This window comes from Enterobacter sp. Crenshaw (assembly GCF_024734705.1).
Taxonomy (GTDB): Bacteria; Pseudomonadota; Gammaproteobacteria; order Enterobacterales; family Enterobacteriaceae; genus Enterobacter; species Enterobacter asburiae_B.
In genome coordinates, this window is sequence record NZ_CP102932.1 from 2,129,905 (window position 1) to 2,150,832 (window position 20,928).

Sequence of the window (20,928 nt, forward strand, 5' to 3'; positions counted from 1 at the left end):
ATGGCGGCCTGGCCTACTCTGGGAGGATACCCGTACTCAGGAGCGAAAGATGACGGCCACGAATCCCTTTTTTGACATCAGCCTGCTGCCTTACCAGGCCCCCCATTTTGATGAAATCACCGACGATCACTATCGCCCGGCCTTTGATGAAGCGCTTCGCCAGAAGCGGACGGACTTAGACGCCATTGTGTCCCAAACCGCTGCGCCGGACTTCACCAACACCGTGCTGGCGCTGGAGAAAAGCGGCGCTTTGCTCTCGCGCGTCAGCAGCGTGTTCTTCGCTATGACCTCCGCACACACCAATGCGTACCTGCAGGAGCTTGAGGAGCAGTTCTCCACCGAGCTTGCCGCGCTGGCAAACGACATCTGGCTGAATGACGTGCTTTTCGCCCGCGTGGAGAGCGTCTGGCAGGACCGTGCCGCGCTGGACGCCGAATCCCGTCGGCTTGTCGAGGAGACGTATCAGCGGTTTATCCTGGCCGGCGCGCGTCTCAATGAAACGGAAAAAGCCGAGCTGAAAGCGCTGAATACCGAGGCGGCGACCCTGACCAGCCAGTTCAACCAGCGTCTGCTGGCTGCCGATAAGACGGGTGGGCTGGTGGTAGATTACGCATACCAGCTTGACGGGCTCAGCGCCAGCGAGATTGCCGACGCGGCGCAGGCTGCCGCGGAGCGAGGGCTAAACGATCGCTGGCTGATCCCGCTTCTAAACACGACTCAGCAGCCCGCGCTTTCCGTACTGCGCAATCGCCAGACCCGCGAAAACCTGTTCAACGCAGGCTGGACGCGCACCCAGAAAGGGGATGAAAATGACACTCGCGAGCTGATCCTCCGCCTTACGGCGTTGCGCGCCCGGCAGGCCCGCCTGCTGGGCTTTGACGATTACGCCAGCTGGAGCATCGCCGACCAGATGGCGAAAAGCCCGGACGCCGCGCTGGAATTTATGCGCGGCATTGTGCCCGCCGCCCGCGCCCGGGCAGAGCGCGAGCAGGCCGATATTCAGAAAGTGATTGATGACGAGCAGGGCGGTTTCACCGTACAGGCCTGGGACTGGGCCTTTTATGCCGAGCGCGTGCGTCAGGCAAAATATGCCCTCGATGAATCGCAAATCAAACCCTATTTTGCGCTCAATACCGTATTGCACGATGGCGTATTCTGGGCCGCAAGCCAGCTGTTTGGCATCCGCTTTGTGGAGCGCTTCGATATTCCGGTGTATCACCCGGACGTCCGCGTCTGGGAAATTTTCGACCACACCGGTGAGGGCATGGCGCTGTTTTACGGCGACTTTTTTGCCCGCGATTCCAAGCAGGGCGGGGCCTGGATGGGGAATTTCGTCGAGCAATCCTTCGAGCTTGCCGCCCGTCCGGTGATCTACAACGTCTGTAATTACCAAAAACCGGCTAACGGCGGCGTCGCGCTTCTCTCCTGGGATGACGTGATCACCCTGTTCCACGAGTTTGGCCATACGCTGCACGGTCTGTTTGCCAGCCAGCGTTTCGCCACGCTCTCCGGGACCAATACGCCGCGCGATTTCGTTGAATTCCCGTCGCAGATCAACGAACACTGGGCCAGCCATCCACAGGTATTTACCCACTACGCCCGTCATTACGAAACCGGTGAACCGATGCCGGACGCGCTGCGGGAAAGCATGCTCAACGCGACCCATTTCAACAAGGGTTATGACATGACGGAGCTGCTGGCTGCCGCGCTGCTGGACATGAACTGGCACGGGATTAGCGAAGCCGTTTCGAGCGTAGACGCGTTTGAAGCGGCAGCACTGAAAAAAGAGGGGCTGGATCTGCCCGCCGTACCGCCGCGCTATCGCAGCAGCTATTTTGCCCATATTTTCGGCGGCGGCTACGCGGCGGGATATTACGCCTACCTGTGGACGCAAATGCTGGCGGACGATGGCTATCAGTGGTTTGTCGAACAGGGCGGTCTGACTCGTGAAAACGGACAAAAATTCCGCGAGGCGATTTTGTCCCGTGGTAACAGCACGGATCTGGCTGAACTGTATCGCAACTGGCGCGGGCACGATCCCAAGATTGAACCGATGCTGGAAAATCGCGGGTTGAGCGAATAGAGCCAGTCTCGTCAGAAAAAAGAACCGGGCTTTACGCCCGGTTTTTTTATAGGCTCCAACGTGCTTGTAACGTCTTCTGCAAAAAAAAAGTTTTAATATGCGTTCTTTATAAATAAAACAGGTGAGATTAATACTTACTTTGACCAGTATATTTAATTAACCGAGGTTAGGATTTAAATGAATTAATGGTTAATAGTTTGTTCTGGATTGTAAAAATAAAAACCTTTAGCTTCGGATTTTTAGCTATAAATTTTTGTTATTTTGTGCCGATAAATGAAAGTGGCATAAAAATCGACGTAGTAGCAGTTAAGAAGGCGAAAGATGACTCTACCTCTGAACAATCCGAGCTTCACGGATACCGAGCCTTCTAAAGGCCTGATAAATAAAACCTTTACTTATATTGTAACGTTGTTGATAAGTATTTTTATTGCGGCAATAATTTCCCTGCTAATAATAAAAGATAATGTGAATGAAATCAGCGACAAGCACGATGAATTTTTGTTAAGGAAAGCCCTGGAGACCCGCCAGGAGATCATGCGAAGTCATTTGAAAGACAATGCCGAGTGGGGAGATGCCTACAAACATCTTCATCTGAACAATGACGTTCACTGGGCATGGGATAAGCAGAACCTGGGTAAGTCCCTGTATGACAACTTTGGCTACGAAGGGGTGTTTGTTCTCTCTCCGGAAGGGAGTACGCGATACAGCGTCGTTGACGGGAAACTGAAGCTGCAGGAGCTGGAGCGCTGGTTAGACAAATCAACCAAAGACCGTTTACTCCATGAGTTGAGTATAAAAAAGGGAGTGCCGGTTTCTGTGCTAGCGCTTATCGATTCCGTGCCGGCCATTGTTTCTGCGCAATGGATAACGACGGGCGATGATACGAGCGTGCAAACCATGCCCGGAAAACCGTCGACAATGGTGTTTATAGACAAGTTAACGGCTAAAAAACTCCTCACGATTGGGCAGGATGACGGCATCCAGAACGTTCGTACTTCACCTGATACAGCCACTTCTCAAATAAATAATCAGACGGAATTTACCTTAAGCACACAGAATGGAGATGTGAAAATTATCTGGGACGGTGAAAATCCCGGCCAGGCGTTAATAATTTATTTTTTGCCATTGCTCATTCTTTCCGTCGTTCTGACGGTATCGATGACGGTTATATTGATGCGCCATATTATGCACAAGGCGAGAATGCTTGACGAAAATACGTTTCTCCTCGAGCAGGCGCGGTTGAATCTTATTACGAGTGAAAAAAGATTCCGGGACGTCAGTGAAACAACCAGCGACTGGTTCTGGGAAACAGATTTATCGTTAAGGATAACGTGGCTATCGGGTCGTTTTTCTACAATAACGGGATATGAAAATAGCAAATGGATAGGCCGCAGGTTGGATGAACTCTTTCCGTCGACAGGCGGATTATCACATGACTGCGCCGGGCAGCGGGATTTAAACGAACGCTTTGAATTTAAAAACTGTCCTTATACTCACGCGCAAAAAACCACGTCATATTGCACGCTTCTGGCAAAGTTTTCTGCTCAGCCTGATGGAACGGTGGTGTTGCGAGGCGCGGCAACCGACGTCTCTCAGGAAGTAGAAGCAACAAAACGCGTGGAGTTCTTGTCACGCCATGATGAATTAACCGGTCTGCCGAACCGGTATCATATTAAGGAATTTCTGGCTGGCCAGTTGGCGAAAGAAGACCTTAACCGTTATCCGTTTGCCATGATTTGCCTTGATTTAGACAAGTTTAAACCCGTCAATGATATTTTCGGGCACTCCACCGGCGATGCCCTGCTTGGCGAGGTCGCTTCACGTCTTAAAAATTGCGTTCGTCGGGGTGATTTTGTCGCACGGCAGGGAGGGGATGAATTTATGCTTCTCCTCGGCAACACCAGCCAGCAAGACCAGATTGAGGAGGTGTGTCGTCGTATCGTGCAAGAACTTAACCGTCCTTTCGCCATTGAGGGCAATGATGTGGCGATAGGCGTAAGCATGGGCATTGCGCTGGCTCCCCGGGATAGCAGCAGCGCAAACGATCTTCTACGCTACGCGGATATTGCGCTGTATCAGGCGAAACAATCCGGCAGAAACCGATGGGTCTATTATCGCCCGGATATGTCGGAAAAGTTGACCGAACGCAGGAAACTGGAATTAGAACTCAAGACCGCGATTCGCGAAGAACAGCTCTACCTGGTTTACCAGCCGCGTTATAACCTCCGGTATTCTAAAATTGAGGCCGTCGAAGCGCTGGTACGCTGGCAGCACCCGGCTCGGGGGACCATAATGCCCGATCAGTTTATCCCGCTGGCAGAAGAAACCGGGCTGATTATTAGCCTGAGCAACTGGGTCATACGCAAAGCCTGTACGGAGACGAAAGACAAATTGCCGGGATTATCGGTCTCCGTCAATATTTCTGCTATCGAATTCCAGGCAAGCGATCTTGCCGAAAGAATAAAAGAGATCCTTCACGAAACGGGGCTTGAACCCAACCGGCTGGAAATTGAAGTCACTGAAAACGTTACGCTTTCCGATCCGGAAAAAACCTTGCAGACCATGAAGTCTCTCAAAAGAATGGGCGTCCGCATTCTGATTGACGATTTCGGTACCGGCTATGCCTCCCTGAGCTATCTGCGGAAGTTTCAGTTTGACGGGCTTAAGCTCGACAAGAGCTTTATTTTTACCCTCGGTGACTCGCCGCAGAACCAGTCAGTCGTGGAGAAAATTATCGACCTGGGGAAAGCCTATTCCATGGCGGTAACCGCAGAAGGGGTGGAGACCGTCGAACAGCTGTCTTTTCTGAAAAAAAATAAATGTGATGAAGTTCAGGGCTACCTGCTTGGAAAACCGGCCGCCATTACGGACTTAAATTTAAACGCCAACAGAGTAAATCTCTAAATCGCGCTTTCACTCAGGAAAGCGTAAATGAAAAACCGGGCTTCTCGCCCGGTTTTTGTTATCCGCTCTCCGTTCGTATCCACGATCGTAAACGCCGCTTTCTATCTTACGACCAGGACAGGGCATTTCGCATGCCGAACCACTGCCGCAGCGTTCGAACCCAACAGATACGTCGATATGTCAGGTTTGTGGGAAGCGATGATAATCAGGTCGGCATCGATCGTGTCAGCGAGCTTAAGGATTTGATCCTTTGGAGATCCCGTCACGGCGTGAGTCTGTATCTTGTCTGGAGGAATTTTGAATTGCTTAACAATTTCATCCAGCTTCGCTAAGGCTGCGTGCTGGAACTCTTTCAGCTTCGGCATTTCTACCGAATAGGCCAGGCCTAATGATGAATAATACGGAAGCGATGGAATGACGGTAAGAAAGTGAACTTTAGCTGTGTTAAGTGCTGTATGTGCCTGAACGAAGGGGATAACCATGTGCGTCAGGCTATCCTCTGAAATGTCAATTGGAACCAAAATTGAGTTATACATTTGTCCCTCCTGAGTGTTTTTCACACAATTCAGGGTAGACCGTTAATTTCAGGAAAACAGAGAGCAAGCTGTCATAACGGGGACAAATTTCGGTTATGTGATAGGCGTACAGTCGAACCTGCCCGTGATCTCGTCAACGTGGCGTGACAACGAACAGGGGCATTCGGGGATGAATCTCTCCGCGTCACGGTCCGTTTTCTGCAAAACGCCAAAGCCTAAACCGGGCGCAAGGCCCGGTACCTTGTTCATATTGCGTGACAGCTGACGGACGCGATAATTTTATTCCCGCCCATATTCCCCATTATCAGATCGAGTAATTTTCGGTATTCCTCCCGGGTCATCACTTCCGCCCGAATTTCAGTTTTACCTTCTGCTTGCGCCGTAGCGGAATAAATCGCTTTCAGACTTAACGTCAACTCTTTCGCCATATTTACGACGCTCTGCCGCACCGCATCTTCATGCTCATCATTGCAGGTGATTTTAAGTACATAGCATTTTTCGCCTTCATGGAGCACGGGCAGTTGATTAATTCGCTGCGCGGCTTCGCGAAGCAATATGTTAGCGCAGAGAATAATTAGGCTGGCCATGGCGGCATTCCAGAACTGGCCTAATCCGCACAGTACGCCAATTCCGGCCGAGCACCACAGCGTTGCGGCGGTGTTCAAACCACGAATATTCATTCCTTCACGCATAATGACGCCAGCGCCAAGAAAGCCGATTCCGGAGACGATCTGCGCTGCGATACGCCCCGGGCTATCAGGAGAAGTCGATACCGAACTTAAAATGAACACTGCCGCACCCGTGGCAACCAGTGCATTAGTACGAAGTCCGGCCATACGCTGGCGCCACTGTCTTTCCGCGCCAATAATTGCGCCCAGCAGCATCGCTGCGAGCAGATGAGAGATATAAGGGAACATCAGCCTGTCGCCTGTTAACGTTATTAAATAATAAGCGTCAGTGCTTTGCTAAGCACATCATAACGCCGTTTAAATGCTAAACGTGTCAGGACGACGGTGGCGGAAAGAGTGAATGTGTAAACATGAACATGCGATGCCCCACAAATTGAGTGGTTTTACTATTTCGGGATACAATCGCTTAAAGAGGATTGCTGCCCACCGTTTCAGGTAAGCAGCGAGGAAATCGCGCTAGCTTACCTTCGTATCAACAATAAAATAACTTTCCAACGAAGGACTCCTGTGAAAATTTATTGCCAGTATAGTCAGGGTCGATAATGAGTAAAGCGAAAAAACAGCCTCCGTTATGAATTGTTTAAGTTCGCAAGGCATATTTTTTAAGACGTCATCTGATTTTAAAAAATACCCGCTATACTACATTTCCTTTTTTACAGGCGATAACAGACAAAGGCAGGAAGTATGTCTCTTCGTTCGCTGCGGGCATTATGCCTGACAAGTTTTTTCATCGCGGATGTCCGCGATGGCCTCGGTCCTTTTCTCGGTATTTTTCTGACCGAACGCCACTGGGCTCCCGATGATATCGGCATCCTGATGACGGCCGGTGGGCTGGCGGGATTACTGGCCACGCTGCCGGCGGGATTCATCACCGACACCTCCCGCAGCAAGCGGACCGTGCTGGCGCTAGTGTGCCTGCTCATCACTCTTAGCACGCTCCTGCTCTGGTTTAGCCAGCAGAGCGCTGTTGTCGCCGTTTCGCAAATTGTCTCCGGTATCTGCGCGGCGTTTGTCGGGCCGCTGATCGCCGGGATTACCCTGGGGCTGACCGGCCAGAGCGGGTTCAGCGCGCAGATGGGCAAAAATGAGGCGTTCAATCACGGCGGTAACTTTGTTACCGCACTGATTGCAGGGGGCATTGCGTGGTACTGGGGCGTCGGCGGGATTTTCCTGCTGATGACCTGTACCACGCTGTTAACGCTCTGTGCGCTGCTTGCCATTCGCAACGGGGATATCGATAACGACGCGGCGAGGGGGCTCTCTTCTTCAGCGAGCCTGCCGGTTCCCGGCTTTGCCGTGCTGATTAAAAACCGGGCGCTGTTTGTGACCGGACTGACGCTGCTGCTGTTTCACCTGGCGAACGCCGCGCTGTTGCCGATGCTGAGCATGAGGGTGGCCGCCGCGCCTGCCTCGATCAACCCCGGTTTGTACGCGGCGGGCACCGTTATCATCTCTCAGGCCGTGATGATCCCCGTCGCCATCTGGGTCGCCCACCGAATAGACCGCTACGGCTACTGGCGCTTAATTATGCTGGCGCTGCTGGTGATGCCGGTGCGCGCCGCGCTGGCGGCGTCGACGGACGCGCCGCTCATGATGGTCCCGGTACAAATTCTCGACGGGCTCGCCGCAGGGATCCTGGGCGTCGCGGTACCGTCGTTTATCGTGGTGCTGTTGCGCGGGAGCGGGCACGTCAATGCGGGGCAGAGTGTGGTGATGGTGATGCAGGGGGTAGGGGCATCCATGAGCCCGGCGTTAACCGGCACGATTGCCGGTCATTACTCATTTGCCACGGCATTCAGCGTCCTGAGCGCGATTGCGCTGGTGGCCGTTCTGCTGTGGTGGTGCTTTGCGCACCGGACCTGGGAAACAGACAGTACGCCGGATGGGGCATAGCCGCCACCCGGCGTCACGCTTACGCCAGTTCGTTAGGGCACGCTTCGCCCTTTTCCAGCTGCTGCAGGTTACCCAGCGTGGTTTCTGAAATGCTGATCAGCGCTTCGGCAGTCAGAAACGCCTGGTGTCCGGTAAACAGCACGTTATGACAGGCTGACAGGCGGCGGAACACGTCGTCCTGAATCACATCATTCGACTTGTCTTCAAAGAACAGATCGCGTTCGTTCTCGTACACGTCCATTCCCAGCGCGCCAATTTTCTGGGTTTTCAGCGCTTCGATAGCGGCCTGAGAGTCAACCAGCCCGCCGCGGCTGGTGTTGATGATCATCACGCCATCTTTCATCTGGTCAAACGCCGCCTGGTTAAGCAGGTGGTAGTTCTCCGGCGTCAGCGGGCAGTGCAGGGAGATCACGTCAGACTGGGAGAACAGGGTCTGCAGGTCGACGTATTCCACGCCCAGCTCCAGCGCAGCGGCGCTCGGGTACGGATCGAACGCCAGCAGACGCATGCCGAAGCCTTTCAGAATGCGCAGCGCTGCGACGCCGATTTTACCGGTGCCGATCACGCCCGCGGTTTTGCCGTACATGGTAAAGCCGGTCAGCCCTTCCAGAGAGAAGTTGGCATCACGGGTGCGCTGATAAGCGCGGTGAATACGACGGTTGAGCGACATCATCATGCCAATTGCATGTTCCGCGACCGCTTCCGGGGAGTACGCCGGGACGCGCACCACCCTCAGACCCAGCTCTTTCGCCGCGTCGAGGTCCACGTTATTAAAGCCCGCGCAGCGCAGGGCGATATATTTCACGCCCTGTTTTTTCAACTCTTCCAGCACCGGACGACTGCCGTCGTCGTTAACAAAAATGCAGACGCCTTCACAGCCGTGCGCCGTTTTGGCGGTTTTTTCGGACAGCAGAAAGTCGAAAAATTCAAGCTCAAACCCGTAAGCCTCGTTAACATGTTGCAGATACTTTTTGTCGTACTGCTTTGTGCTATATACCGCGAGTTTCATAAGACTTTCTCCAGTGATTTTGCATTCACGTTAGCATGATTAAAATTATCTTACAATTTATAAAATATTATTGAATTCAATAAGTTCTATCAATTATTCTAGAGCATCTATCCTTAAAAATGGCATTCCCTTCAACTGACTGGCTAAACATGCGACAATGATCGGCACTGCCGGCTTAAATCTTTCGCTAAATCAGGATATTAACTGCCCATGAAGGGTAAATACAAAGCCGCTCTTGCGCTTTTACTGCTGTTCATATTGTTGCCGCTGACGCTGCTGATGACGCTCGCCCAGTGGGTACCGACGCTCGCCGGGATTTGGCTGCCCGTCGGGACGCGCATCGCTTTCGAAGAGAGTCCGAAACTTACCCGCCACGCGCTGGTGATCCCCGATCTTCGCTATCTGGTTGAAGACTGCGAAATTGCCCGCATCGATAACGTGACGCTGTCACACCCGAGCCGCTGGAAGCTGGATATCGGTGCGCTGGATCTTAACTCCGTCTGTCTGAGCAAAATTCCCCAGTCTGCGCCCTCAACGGTCGCCCCCAAAACGCTGGCACAGTGGCAGGCGGTATTACCTAATACCTGGATCACGGTTCACCGTCTGACGCTGTCGCCCTGGCAGCAGTGGCAGGGCGAGCTGCATGCGTCGCTGACGCCGTCCATTCAGGAGATCGCCTATAAAGGCGAGCAGGTCAGCATTAAAGGCACGCTTCGCGGTCAGACGCTCTCGGTCAGCCAGTTCGATGTCCAGCTCCCGGACCAGCCGCAGCCGATTAAGCTGGTGGGCGAGTTTACCTTGCCGCTGGTACCGGATGGCGTGCCGGTGAAGGGCCACGCGGTCGCGACCTTTAACGTGCCACAGTTGACGTCTCTGGTCGATGCCGATCTGGACTGGGAAGACAATCAGGGACAGCTGGTGGTGATGGCGCGGGACAACCCCGATCCGCTGCTTGACCTGCCGTGGCAGATCACCGCGGAGCAGCTGAACATCAGCGACGGGCGCTGGAACTGGGATCTCTCGGGTATGCCGCTGAGCGGGCGGGTATCCCTTCGCGCCGACAACTGGCAGCAGGGGCTGGATAACACCACCCTGACCGGACGGCTGAATGTGCTTACCCAGGGTGACGCGGGGAAAGGCAACGCGGTACTGAACATTGGGCCCGGCAGGCTCAGCATGGAAAACAGCGACATGCCCCTGCATCTGAGCGGTGAAGCGAAGCAAAACGATCTCATTCTTTACGCAAAATTGCCCGCCACGCTGACCGGCAGCCTGTATGAACCGCAGCTGGCCTTTGAGCCGGGCGCGCTGCTCCGCTCGCGCGGGCGCATCATTGACTCACTCGATATCGATGAAATCCGCTGGCCGCTGGCGGGCGTGAAGCTGACGCAGAAGGGCGTGGACGGTCGTTTACAGGCGATTCTGCGCGCTCATGAAAACGAGATGGGCGATTTTGAACTCCATCTGGACGGTCAGGCCAACGACTTTTTACCTGATAACGGCCTGTGGCAGTGGCGCTACTGGGGGAAAGGCGGTTTCACGCCGATGCATGCCCGCTGGGATGTCGCCGGGAAAGGCGAGTGGCGCGACAATCTTATTGAGCTGACGGCGCTCTCCACCGGTTTTGACAAACTCCAGTACGGCACGATGGAGGTCAGCAAGCCGCGTCTGGTGCTGGATCAACCGGTGCGTTGGCTGCGTGACCCCGAAAAACCGGCCTTCAGCGGCGCGCTGTCGCTCAACGCCGGGCAAACCCGTTTCTCCGGCGGCAGCTCGTTGCCGCCCTCGGTCCTGACCTTCAGCGTCGACGGCACCGACCCGACCATTTTTCAGTTCAAGGGCGACCTCCATGCGGACAAAATCGGTCCGGTACAGGTGAACGGACGCTGGGACGGCGTGCGCCTTCGCGGGCAGGCCTGGTGGCCAAAACAGTCGCTCACCGTCTTCCAGCCGCTGATCCCGCCGGACTGGAAAATGACGCTGCGCGACGGGGAGCTTTACGCGCAGGTCGCCTTCTCGGCGGCGGCCGATCAGGGCTTTGAGGCCGGTGGGCACGGCGTGCTGAAATCCGGCAGCGCCTGGATGCCGGATAACCAGATTAATGGCGTCGATTTTGTGCTGCCGTTCCGCTTCAGCGAGGGTACCTGGTCTCTCGGCACGCGCGGTCCGGTCACGTTGCGCATAGGCGAAGTGGAAAACCTGGTGACCGCGCGCAACATTACCGCCGATCTACAGGGGGATTATCCCTGGACGGAGGACAATCCGCTGCTCCTCACCAACGTGAAGGTGGAAACCCTCGGCGGGAAAATCACCATGCAGCAGCTGCGGATGCCGCAGCACGATCCGGCCCTGCTGCGCGTGGACAATATCTCTTCGAGCGAGCTGATTAGCGCCGTTAATCCGAAACAGTTTGCCATGTCAGGGCCGGTGAGCGGGGCGCTGCCGTTCTGGCTGGACAATGAAAAATGGATCATTAAAGATGGCTGGCTGACCAACCCGGGGCCAATGACGCTGCGCATCGACAAAGATACGGCAGACGCCATCGTGAAAGATAATATGGTGGCGGGCGCCGCGATTAACTGGCTCCGCTATATGGAAATTTCGCGTTCGTGGACGAGAATCAATTTAGATAATCTGGGTGAATTAACCATGCAGGCGACCATCAAGGGGACCAGCCGGGTAGATGGCAAAAGCAGCTCCGTCAACCTGAACTATACCCATGATGAGAATGTCTTTACCCTCTGGCGCAGCCTGCGCTTTGGGGACAACCTGCAAACCTGGTTTGAGCAACATGCGGCGATACCTGCTCCCCGCAGTTTGACTGGCAAGGAAAGTGAGGAACAACAATGAAAAAGATGGCTGGTGTGCTCACCGTTGCCGTTGCCGCGCTACTGACCGGCTGTACGCCGCGCATTGAAGTCGCTGCGCCAAAGGAGCCGATTACCATCAATATGAATGTCAAAATCGAACATGAGATCCACATTAAGGTCGATAAAGACGTTGAAACCCTGCTGAAATCGCGCAGCGATCTGTTCTGAGGATGCCATGAAACGATTAGCTCTGATTTTACTGGCGCTGGGGATGAACGTGCAGGCGGCTGCGCTGACATTAAACGATGCCCGGGCGCAGGGGCGCGTGGGGGAAACCCTCAGCGGCTATCTTGCCCCGATTCAACAGGACGCGGAAACGCTGGCGCTGGTCAATCGTATCAATGCGGCGCGCGCGGAAAACTACCAGAAGCTGGCCGACAGCAATAATTTGCCGGTCGATGAAGTGGCTAAAATGGCCGGTCAGAAACTGGTTGCCCGCGCGCAGCCGGGCGAGTACGTGAAGGGCATTAACGGAAAATGGCTCAAAAAGTAGTTAGCGGTAGCGCCTGCGGTATTCACCTGGCGAGACGCCAAAACGCTGCTTAAACGCCGTTGAAAAATGGCTATGGTCGGTAAAACCCCAGCTGTAGCCAATGCCCGCCAGCTTTTCATCATCACCGGTAGATTGCAGTGCCTGCGCGCAGAGATCCAGACGACGGTTTTTGATGTACTGCGCCACCACCAACCCCTTCTCGGCAAACATGCGGTAAAGGCTGCGCACGGACATGCCGCTCTCGGCGGCAATCCATTCCGGGCGCAGCGATTCCGACTGAATATGGTCGTCAATCAGCGCCACCACATGCTGGAACTGGCGCTCCTTACGCGGCTGAATGATTTCACGCTGCTGGAAAGCGGGGCGCAGCAGGCAGATCATCGCCTCGAGCGCCGCTTCGCTTTCACGGTCACTCAGGTCTGCATTGCTCATGCTCTCCATCAGCAGGCGATGGCTCAGCTGTACCGTGGGCAAGGTGCGGGAAAGGGCGGTCGCGCAGCTTATTTCCTGGAAGCGACACTGCTGCTCAATAATCTGACGGGGAACCAGCAGCGAAATCTGGCGGGATTTTTCCCGCCAGTTGATCGAGCAGGGACGCGACGCGTCAATCAGCGTGATATCACCGGTTCTGAGCAGCGCGCGACGGTCATCCTGCTCAATTTCCGCGCTGCCTTCGAGCTGGAACACGGTATAGAACCAGGCATCATTACTCTGAGCGATCTCCTGACGGGAGCGGAACAGGTTGACGCCGCCTGCGGTCACGGTGCTGAGCTTCAGGCTGCGCGCATAGCTGGTCTCCAGCTCGCCGAAGAATTTCCCCCCGGTGGGCTGCGCGTTAAAACGCCCGCAAACCTGGTTAATTTGCGCCAGCCACTGCTGATACTGTTCCTGCTCGCTTGCACACGCCATCGTTTCTCTCACTGCACCGTCAACGTTTTCGCATTGTTGCATTTATGTTGCATTTTGTCAGAGCTATGAGGCTGACTATAGGAAAGAACACTCACCGGTAACAGCGATATAAGCGGCAATTATCGCGATTTGCGGAGCCTGTCACAGGTGGCAAAGCGAATGTCACAGAGACAAAAGCGAGAACGCAAAACCCCACTTAGACTGGATGGACACCCTGCGAAGAATAACGAAGGAGTATCCTATGTCTGAATCACAGGTGGCCATTCAGCCTGCCGTACAACAATTTTTAGACCGACAGCATGGCCTGTGGATTGAAGGGCGTCAGGCCGCGTCGGACAGTGAAAAACGGCTGAACGTCTTCAACCCGGCCACGGGCGAGGTCATTGCCTCGACTGCCGATGCCAGCGTCGATGACGTTGATCGTGCCGTCATGTCCGGCTGGCGCGCGTTTGTCGCCCGCAGCTGGGCCGGAAAACTGCCGGCGGAGCGCGAGCGGATCCTGCTTCATTTCGCCGATCTGGTCGAACAGCACAGCGAGGAGCTGGCCCAGCTTGAAACGCTGGAGCAGGGCAAATCCATCAACATTTCCCGCATGTTTGAAGTCGGCTGCACCCTGAACTGGATGCGCTATACCGCCGGGCTGACCACCAAAATTTCGGGTAAGACTCTCGACCTTTCCATCCCGCTGCCGCAGGGCGCCCGCTATCAGGCGTGGACGCGTAAGGAGCCGGTTGGCGTGGTGGCCGGGATTGTGCCCTGGAACTTCCCGCTGATGATCGGGATGTGGAAAGTGATGCCTGCGCTTGCCGCGGGCTGCTCTATTGTCATCAAGCCGTCAGAGACCACGCCGCTGACCATGCTGCGCGTGGCGGAACTGGCCAGTGAAGCGGGCATTCCGGACGGGGTGTTCAACGTGGTGACCGGGAGCGGCGCGGTGTGCGGCGCAGCGCTGACCTCGCATCCGCATATTGCAAAGGTGAGCTTTACCGGCTCAACGGCGACGGGTAAGCAAATTGCCCGCGCGGCGGCGGATACGCTAACCGGGGTGACTCTGGAACTGGGCGGGAAAAACCCGGCTATCGTACTGAAAGACGCGGACCCGGCGTGGGTGATCGAAGGCCTGATGACCGGCAGCTTCCTGAACCAGGGGCAGGTGTGCGCGGCGAGCTCGCGCATCTATATTGAAGCGCCGCTGTTTGACACGCTGGTCAGCGGGTTTGAGCAGGCGGTGAAATCCCTCAGCGTCGGGCCGGGCATGTCGCCGGAAGCGTTTATCAACCCGCTGGTGTCGCGCGCGCACTGCGACAAGGTGCAGACCTTCCTTGATGAAGCGAAGTCGCGCAACGCGGAGCTGATCGTCGGTAACCGGGGGCCGGAAGGCAAAGGCTATTACGTTTCGCCTACGCTGGTGGTGAACCCGGATGCCTCACTGCGCCTGACCCGCGAAGAGGTGTTTGGCCCGGTGGTCAATCTGGTACGCGTCGCCGACGGGGAAGAGGCGCTCCAGCTGGCAAACGACAGCGAGTATGGCCTGACGGCCAGCGTCTGGACGCAGAATATCAGCAAGGCGCTGGAATATACCGACCGGCTGCAGGCGGGCACCGTCTGGGTGAACAGCCATACGCTGATTGACGCCAACCTGCCGTTCGGCGGCATGAAGCAGTCCGGCACCGGACGTGACTTTGGTCCGGACTGGCTGGACGGCTGGTGTGAAACCAAATCGGTGTGCGTGCGCTACTAGTAAAAGCAAAAGGCAACCTGGAGGTTGCCTTTTTAGTGTTTATTCCCTCTCCCGTGGGAGAGGGTCAGGGTGAGGGCATCAGGCTGCACCGGGCGAATTTTGTAGGCCGGGTAAGGCGTAGCCGCCACCCGACATGTTTACAGCGACCACCGATCCCGCCCGGCCTCCTTCGCCCGATACAGCGCCGCATCGGCGCGGGCGATGATCTCGGTGCCTGCTAACCCCTCCGCCATGCTCGCAATCCCCATGCTCACGGTGACACGATCGCTAACGGTTGACGCACTGTGCGGTATAGCTTCTGTACGCAGGCCGTCCTGAATGCGTAAGGCCACCTTTTCCGCAATGTTTTCCGGACAGTTAAACAGGATCACCACAAACTCCTCGCCGCCGTACCGTGACACCACATCGTCAGGCGTGCGCACCGACTGCTTCAGCACCCGCGCCACGCGGGTCAGGCAGTCGTCACCCGCCTGGTGCCCGTAGGTGTCGTTGTAGCGTTTGAAATAGTCGATATCCAGCATAATCACCGAGAAGGTTTTTTTCTGCTCAACCGCGTTCTCCAGCACCACTTCCATTTTCCGGCGATTGGCGGTTTTGGTTAACGGATCCTGATGCGCCAGCGCATCCAGCCTGGAGATCAATAGCTGATTTTGCTGGTTACGTCGCCAGGCCTCGTCAAACCAGCTCAGCAGGATGAAACGTCCGCAAATCAGAATCAGCGTAAAGACGCTCCAGATAACAATGAAGTGAAGGTTGAGGCCATCGTTCCGTATCCAGCTTGCTACCGGCAGGGTGATCCAGAGCGGGAGCACAAAGGCGAGTAGCCCTTCAGGATAAAAATAGAGCGCCGTTAAGCCGGCGAGTAATAAAATGACGCACAGCGGCCAGACGTGCGGGAGCAGCAGCTGGGTGATAAACCAGAAGCAGGAGACCGACCAGATGGAGCTGCAGATAAACAATACCACGCTGATGCCGGCGATGCGCCGCCAGGCCATCAGGATCAGCGCAGCGGAGAGGATGATAATGCCGAGCATGGAGGCATCAACTATTCTCGTCAGCTGCGGCGAATGGGGATACAGGGGATCACTGGTATTAAGCAAAACGTGTCGCAGCAGAATCATCACCGCGAAGCTGATATTCACGAAGGCCAGCCACGGCAGGTTCATCGCCAGCCCGTGCATAACCATAGCATGGCGCGTTGGCCAGGTTGCCCGTTCAAGTGTCGGTTTTTTTCTTTTTTCCATTGACGCTTTTTACCCTTTCTGGCTAACACGTGAAGCAGGAAAGGGCGGACGAACCGCCCTTTTGCGTGCACCGTTACGGTGTCACAATGTTAAACCAGAAATCAAACTTGTCCATATAGCTAAGCATGGCATCAAGTTTCGCGCTGTCGCCAGTAATTTTAATATTTCCGCTGTCCTGGGCCTGTTTCAGCGTCACCTCCTTGAGGATGATTTTATTCAGGGTGTCACGGTTAAGCGTCAGCGTCGCGTCCGCCTCTTTTGCTTCCGCGTTCGCCGTGTGGTTCAGCACGCCGTTTTCCAGCTCGAGTTTGTACTTCCCGCCATCGCTGCCCAGATCGATGTTAAACACCGATTTGGCGTCACCCGCTTTTTGTCCGTTGATATGGACAGCCAGATAGTCAAAGAACATCTCTGGCGTCATTGCGCGCACCGTATCCGGGCTGGCGGTATTCGGCGTTGGCCCTTTCACCACGCCGTTACGCAGCTCCTGCGCACCGGTCAGGTAGAAGTTACGCCACGGACCGGATTCAGCCTGGTAGCCAAGCTGTTCCAGCGCATCCGCTTCCAGGTTGCGTGCCGCCTGGTTGTTCGGATCGGCAAAGACCACTTTGCTCACCACCTGAGCCACCCAGCGGTAGTTCCCCTGGTCGAAGTCGGTTTTCGCCTTGCTCAGGATGGCATCCGCGCCGCCCATATACTCCACGAATTTCTTCGCGCCTTCTTCAGGCGGCAGTTCATCCAGCGTCGCCGGGTTGCCGTCAAACCAGCCCAGATACAGCACATAGGTGGCTTTTACGTCATGGCTCACCGAACCGTAATAGCCGCGGTTGGCCCAGGTATGCGCCAGTGAATCCGGGAGCTTGAAGTTCGCTGCGATTTCGTCGCGCGTCAGCCCTTCGTTCGCCATACGCAGCGTCTGGTCGTTGATGTAACGATAGAGATCGCGCTGGCTTTTCAGCAGCTTGACGACGTTTTCGTTGCCCCAGGTCGGCCAGTGGTGCTGCGCCATGATGATTTCAGCTTTGTCACCCCAGCGCACAATCGCCTGGTTGATGTACTTCGACCACGGCAGCGGCTCGCGGATTTTGGCCCCGCGCAGCGAGTAGGTGTTGTGCAGGGTATGGGTCACGTCCTCAGCGGATTCAATCAGTTTTTTCTCTTCGATATACCAGAGCATTTCCGATGGCGCTTCGGATCCCGGTGCGAGCATAAAATCATAGGTCAGGCCGTCGATAACCTCTTTTTGCCCGTCTTTCTCAATGATATTGGTCGGGGCAATCAGCGTCACCGTTCCGGCGGAGGTGGTCGTACCCAGGCCCGCGCCCACCTGGCCTTTGGCATCGGGCTTCAGCAGGTTGCCATACATATAGCTGGCGCGGCGGCTCATCACGTTGCCCGCCATGATATTCTCGGCAACGGCCGCTTCCATAAACCCGGCTGGCGCGTAGACCTTCACTTTGCCGGATTTCACGTCGGCTTCATCCACCACGCCGCGCACGCCGCCATAGTGGTCAACGTGGCTGTGGGTATAAATAACGGCGACGACAGGCTTCTTGCCGCGATTTTTAAAATAGAGATCCATCCCGACCTTCGCCGTTTCTGCCGACACCAGCGGGTCAACCACGGTAACACCCTCTTTCCCTTCAATGATGGTCATATTTGACAGGTCAAGATTTCGGATCTGATATACGCCATCGGTCACTTCAAACAGGCCGCTGATATTAATCAGCTGAGATTGACGCCATAAGCTGGGATTAACGGAGTCCGGTGCTTTATCGCCTTCTTTAATAAATGAATATTGCTGTGGATCCCAGATGACATTCCCTTGTTCCCCTTTGATAATTTCCTGAGGAATCGGTGCAATAAAGCCTTTATGGGCGTTCGTAAAATCGGTGTTGTCGGAGAAAGGAAGCTGATTAAACAGGGCGTTATTGGCTTGTTGCGTTGCAGTCGTGGCATCCTTCGGGGCGTCTGCGGCATACGCGGAACTGGCGGAAATAACAAGTCCAGCCAGAGCAAGACTCCTGACGATCAAATTGAATTTCATCCTAAACCTCTCAGTGATGTATTACGTCGCTTGTGGAAAATTCGCGTCCTGGCTAAAAGTGATTCAAGAAATGCAATGGAAATATATGAGGTAGAAATAACTATAATCGGGGAGTGGTATTCAGCAAGTAAATGGATGAAAAACCGGGCATTGCGCCCGGTACGTTATTTATTTCTTTTCGTCTTTCTTTTTCCCGAGCGTTGGCGTCTCGTCGAAGAAGTTCCACGGTTTAAGCAGGGTATGCACCCATTCCGTCGGCATAATCGGCCACTCCTCCGCGCGGGCGACGTGGGTGGTGCCGGTGGTCATCCAGACCACGTCATCCCGATCGTTGAGCGACTCGTTATCCTTGCTGTACTGCCCCAGGCCCGTGTCGTGTACGGAGCGGTTCGGGAATTTCCCTTCCGGGTAGAGCTCATCCGGATGGTAACGGGTTACCCACAGCTGTTTGTCCATAAAGCTCAGGCGATGGTAAATCCACTCGTCCGGGGCAAATTTCGCGCCGGTCGCCACCGGGTGCGTACCGCCCGCGTAAGGGATAATCTGGTACGAGACCGGGTTGCCCATGCGGTTCTCTTTACTGGTGTTGCTCAGCAGTCGAATGGTGCCCGGATCGAACTTCTGCGCCGCCTGCTGCTCGGTATCAATATCATACTGATTGATCTGCATGGTGCTGGTCCGCGGGCCCCCGGCGGTATTCGGCTTCACTTCTGGATCCATCGCCACCAGCTTGTTGTTGATGCCGTCCACGTCCATATCAAGACGGAAGTTGTAGATGTGCTGGTGCGTGGTGCCGACGATGTTATGGTCGATCAGCGTGCCGTATTTGGTGTCGTCTTTGGCGGTGGCGTCGTGCATGGTTTTCGCCTGAACGCCTTTCACCGCTTCGATACCCGTCGCGCCGGCATCAATGCCGATGGTGCCATTTTCATGGAATACCCAGTCGAAGATGTAATCGTAGTTGCCCACGGTACTCACCCAGCGCACCACCAGCTCGCGGCGCTCGGTGCTGACGTTCGGCTGGCCCATCTCCTGATGTTTGTATTCCGGCCCGGCGTAGCGTTCGAAAATGGCGATCGCGCGCGGGATCTCCATCGGCGCGCCGGTGTAATCCGGGATAGTTTCATTGAGCATCACGGCGTTGGACGGCACGTCTTTACCGCGCACCAGCGGTGAGGTCAGGGTGCCCATACCGTAGTCGCCGGAGTCGAGGTAGGCTTTAAAGTACCAGCCCACGTCCGGATCGCCATAAGGGACGATCATGCCGCCGAGTGACCCCTGATACATCACCTGGCGCTTTTTGCCGTTGTCGTTATAGGTGACGGTTGAAATCATCGGACCGACGCGGGAGTCCAGGCTCAGATGGAAATCCCAGTTCTGCCAGTGCACCATATCGCCGGTGATGGTGTAGTTCTTGCCTTCCGGCTCAGTGATGTTGAGCGGTTTTTTCGGCGTTTCAACGCGGTCGCGGCCATCATAGGGACGCGGGGTCATGGGAACCGGAACAACGGCACCTTCTTCAATCTTCTGGATCTTTTTCTGCTCAAGATCGACAACCGCGACCAGGTTTTCAATCGGGTGCGCCCAATAATTGCCGTCGCCCACGTCCAGATAGCTCACCACCTTCAGCAGGCGATCTTCCTGCTTCAGGCCGTCTTTACCGTCGAAATAGCCGACGGTCAGCGGCGTGGTAATCACTTTTTTCGGGTCGGTGATGCCGTGTTTTTTAAGCACCTCGGCGAACTCGGTACTTTCGTTGATGATCTGCTGAACCGCGGTGAAATCATCCAGCAGCACCATGCCGTGCGCGTCTTTTACCGGTTCCCAGCGCAGAATTTTTTTATCCTTCAGGTCCACTACGCTTTCGATAACGTGCTTGCCATCAAGCATGACGATCTTCGCCTGACGCGGGGCATCCACTGCCGTACCGTTAAGCACAAAGTCCCACACTTTGGCTTTCTCAGGCTCTTCCAGGGCGATCTGGGTAAAGCGGGTATTCGGCTTAAAGTCCGCCGAGGCTTTCACAATCTCAACGGCCTGCTTAATTTCGTCCGCCGTTAGCGCGTTTAACGGGTGAGGGCGTTTTTCAACCTGGAAGGTCTGGTCAAGGCCGGACTGGAAAACGTCGTTGATGAAGGTATCGGAAATAAAGGCTTTCTTGCCTTTCATCACCACCGGCACTTCAAGCCTGAGGGTTTTACCGTTGACGATGGCGGTTTTTGCGCCCGGTTTGACCTTCACAAAGGCACCGTCTTTCGCAATGGTGAACATCTGTGCGTAATCATCCCACTGAACGTCCGCGCCAAAGTCCTGCAGCGTTTTGTCCATCGGGACCATATGCGCCTCACTGCCGTGGGCGAAAACAGGGGATTGCCACGCGCAACACAGCGCAACGGCCATGGCCAGCGCCGTTCTACGGGCAGAAAAAGAAGAATTGCTTCCCATCGTAGACCTCATCTTGTTGTGTTTATACCCGTCATACTTCAAGTTGCAGGTGCGTTGGCTGCACT

14 protein-coding genes are annotated in these 20,928 nt (G+C 55.2%); 7 read left to right on the forward strand and 7 right to left on the reverse strand.

Going from position 1 to position 20,928, the window contains the following annotated elements; translation table 11 throughout:
• Positions 1-49 precede the first annotated feature (49 nt).
• Entirely contained in the window at positions 50-2,083 is a 2,034-nt protein-coding gene (gene dcp, locus NWV12_RS10270) for a peptidyl-dipeptidase Dcp (RefSeq protein ID WP_048980524.1), read from the forward strand.
• A gap of 321 nt (positions 2,084-2,404) precedes the next feature.
• On the forward strand, positions 2,405-4,987 hold the full coding sequence (locus NWV12_RS10275; protein WP_048980526.1) for an EAL domain-containing protein: 2,583 nt from the start codon (positions 2,405-2,407) through the stop codon (positions 4,985-4,987).
• A 101-nt stretch (positions 4,988-5,088) separates the two neighbouring features.
• On the opposite strand, the gene uspF is transcribed toward NWV12_RS10275, so the two are convergent.
• Positions 5,089-5,523 carry a universal stress protein UspF gene (uspF, locus tag NWV12_RS10280; RefSeq protein WP_023292544.1) on the reverse strand — a complete coding sequence of 145 codons (435 nt, stop codon included), beginning with the start codon at positions 5,521-5,523 and terminating at the stop codon, positions 5,089-5,091.
• A 245-nt stretch (positions 5,524-5,768) separates the two neighbouring features.
• Positions 5,769-6,440: an MgtC family protein gene (locus NWV12_RS10285; protein WP_033145409.1), complete on the reverse strand. Its 672-nt coding sequence runs from the start codon at positions 6,438-6,440 to the stop codon at positions 5,769-5,771.
• Between the two features lie 456 nt (positions 6,441-6,896).
• Between NWV12_RS10285 and NWV12_RS10290 the strand changes: the two genes are divergently transcribed.
• Positions 6,897-8,105 (forward strand): MFS transporter, encoded by a 1,209-nt coding sequence (locus NWV12_RS10290; protein ID WP_048980527.1) that lies wholly within the window; start codon positions 6,897-6,899, stop codon positions 8,103-8,105.
• A 19-nt stretch (positions 8,106-8,124) separates the two neighbouring features.
• Here NWV12_RS10290 and NWV12_RS10295 read toward each other — a convergent pair whose 3' ends face one another.
• A complete protein-coding gene (locus NWV12_RS10295) occupies positions 8,125-9,114 on the reverse strand; it encodes a 2-hydroxyacid dehydrogenase (protein WP_033145411.1) in 990 nt (329 codons plus the stop codon).
• A 210-nt stretch (positions 9,115-9,324) separates the two neighbouring features.
• Between NWV12_RS10295 and NWV12_RS10300 the strand changes: the two genes are divergently transcribed.
• The 3 genes from NWV12_RS10300 to NWV12_RS10310 are packed head-to-tail and all read left to right on the forward strand — an operon-like array spanning position 9,325 to position 12,477.
• Positions 9,325-11,964, forward strand: a complete 2,640-nt coding sequence (locus tag NWV12_RS10300; protein ID WP_048980528.1) for a YdbH family protein — start codon at positions 9,325-9,327, stop codon at positions 11,962-11,964.
• Positions 11,961-12,152, forward strand: a complete 192-nt coding sequence (locus NWV12_RS10305) for a YnbE family lipoprotein (RefSeq protein ID WP_014169918.1) — start codon at positions 11,961-11,963, stop codon at positions 12,150-12,152. Before NWV12_RS10300 ends, NWV12_RS10305 begins: the two co-directional genes overlap by 4 nt.
• A gap of 7 nt (positions 12,153-12,159) precedes the next feature.
• Positions 12,160-12,477 carry a YdbL family protein gene (locus tag NWV12_RS10310; RefSeq protein WP_023311566.1) on the forward strand — a complete coding sequence of 106 codons (318 nt, stop codon included), beginning with the start codon at positions 12,160-12,162 and terminating at the stop codon, positions 12,475-12,477.
• Here NWV12_RS10310 and feaR read toward each other — a convergent pair whose 3' ends face one another.
• Positions 12,478-13,386 (reverse strand): transcriptional regulator FeaR, encoded by a 909-nt coding sequence (gene feaR / locus NWV12_RS10315; protein ID WP_033145415.1) that lies wholly within the window; start codon positions 13,384-13,386, stop codon positions 12,478-12,480.
• 241 nt (positions 13,387-13,627) lie between these two features.
• Between feaR and NWV12_RS10320 the strand changes: the two genes are divergently transcribed.
• Positions 13,628-15,127 (forward strand): aldehyde dehydrogenase family protein, encoded by a 1,500-nt coding sequence (locus NWV12_RS10320; protein ID WP_033145416.1) that lies wholly within the window; start codon positions 13,628-13,630, stop codon positions 15,125-15,127.
• Positions 15,128-15,264: 137 nt separating this feature from the next.
• Here NWV12_RS10320 and NWV12_RS10325 read toward each other — a convergent pair whose 3' ends face one another.
• The 3 genes from NWV12_RS10325 to tynA form a co-directional block, all read right to left on the reverse strand.
• Entirely contained in the window at positions 15,265-16,371 is a 1,107-nt protein-coding gene (locus tag NWV12_RS10325) for a GGDEF domain-containing protein (RefSeq protein ID WP_048980532.1), read from the reverse strand.
• A 73-nt stretch (positions 16,372-16,444) separates the two neighbouring features.
• Entirely contained in the window at positions 16,445-18,418 is a 1,974-nt protein-coding gene (locus tag NWV12_RS10330) for an alkyl/aryl-sulfatase (protein ID WP_048980533.1), read from the reverse strand.
• Between the two features lie 168 nt (positions 18,419-18,586).
• Positions 18,587-20,863, reverse strand: coding sequence for a primary-amine oxidase (tynA, locus tag NWV12_RS10335; protein WP_048980536.1), 2,277 nt, complete (start codon positions 20,861-20,863; stop codon positions 18,587-18,589).
• Positions 20,864-20,928 lie beyond the last annotated feature (65 nt).

Bases quoted from the DNA above. Each gene is read 5' to 3' on its own strand.
- dcp (WP_048980524.1), top strand. From the start codon at position 50: ATGACGGCCACGAATCCCTTTTTTGACATCAGCCTGCTGCCTTACCAG.
- NWV12_RS10275 (WP_048980526.1), top strand. From the start codon at position 2,405: ATGACTCTACCTCTGAACAATCCGAGCTTCACGGATACCGAGCCTTCT.
- uspF (WP_023292544.1), bottom strand. From the start codon at position 5,523: ATGTATAACTCAATTTTGGTTCCAATTGACATTTCAGAGGATAGCCTG.
- NWV12_RS10285 (WP_033145409.1), bottom strand. From the start codon at position 6,440: ATGTTCCCTTATATCTCTCATCTGCTCGCAGCGATGCTGCTGGGCGCA.
- NWV12_RS10290 (WP_048980527.1), top strand. From the start codon at position 6,897: ATGTCTCTTCGTTCGCTGCGGGCATTATGCCTGACAAGTTTTTTCATC.
- NWV12_RS10295 (WP_033145411.1), bottom strand. From the start codon at position 9,114: ATGAAACTCGCGGTATATAGCACAAAGCAGTACGACAAAAAGTATCTG.
- NWV12_RS10300 (WP_048980528.1), top strand. From the start codon at position 9,325: ATGAAGGGTAAATACAAAGCCGCTCTTGCGCTTTTACTGCTGTTCATA.
- NWV12_RS10305 (WP_014169918.1), top strand. From the start codon at position 11,961: ATGAAAAAGATGGCTGGTGTGCTCACCGTTGCCGTTGCCGCGCTACTG.
- NWV12_RS10310 (WP_023311566.1), top strand. From the start codon at position 12,160: ATGAAACGATTAGCTCTGATTTTACTGGCGCTGGGGATGAACGTGCAG.
- feaR (WP_033145415.1), bottom strand. From the start codon at position 13,386: ATGGCGTGTGCAAGCGAGCAGGAACAGTATCAGCAGTGGCTGGCGCAA.
- NWV12_RS10320 (WP_033145416.1), top strand. From the start codon at position 13,628: ATGTCTGAATCACAGGTGGCCATTCAGCCTGCCGTACAACAATTTTTA.
- NWV12_RS10325 (WP_048980532.1), bottom strand. From the start codon at position 16,371: ATGGAAAAAAGAAAAAAACCGACACTTGAACGGGCAACCTGGCCAACG.
- NWV12_RS10330 (WP_048980533.1), bottom strand. From the start codon at position 18,418: ATGAAATTCAATTTGATCGTCAGGAGTCTTGCTCTGGCTGGACTTGTT.
- tynA (WP_048980536.1), bottom strand. From the start codon at position 20,863: ATGGGAAGCAATTCTTCTTTTTCTGCCCGTAGAACGGCGCTGGCCATG.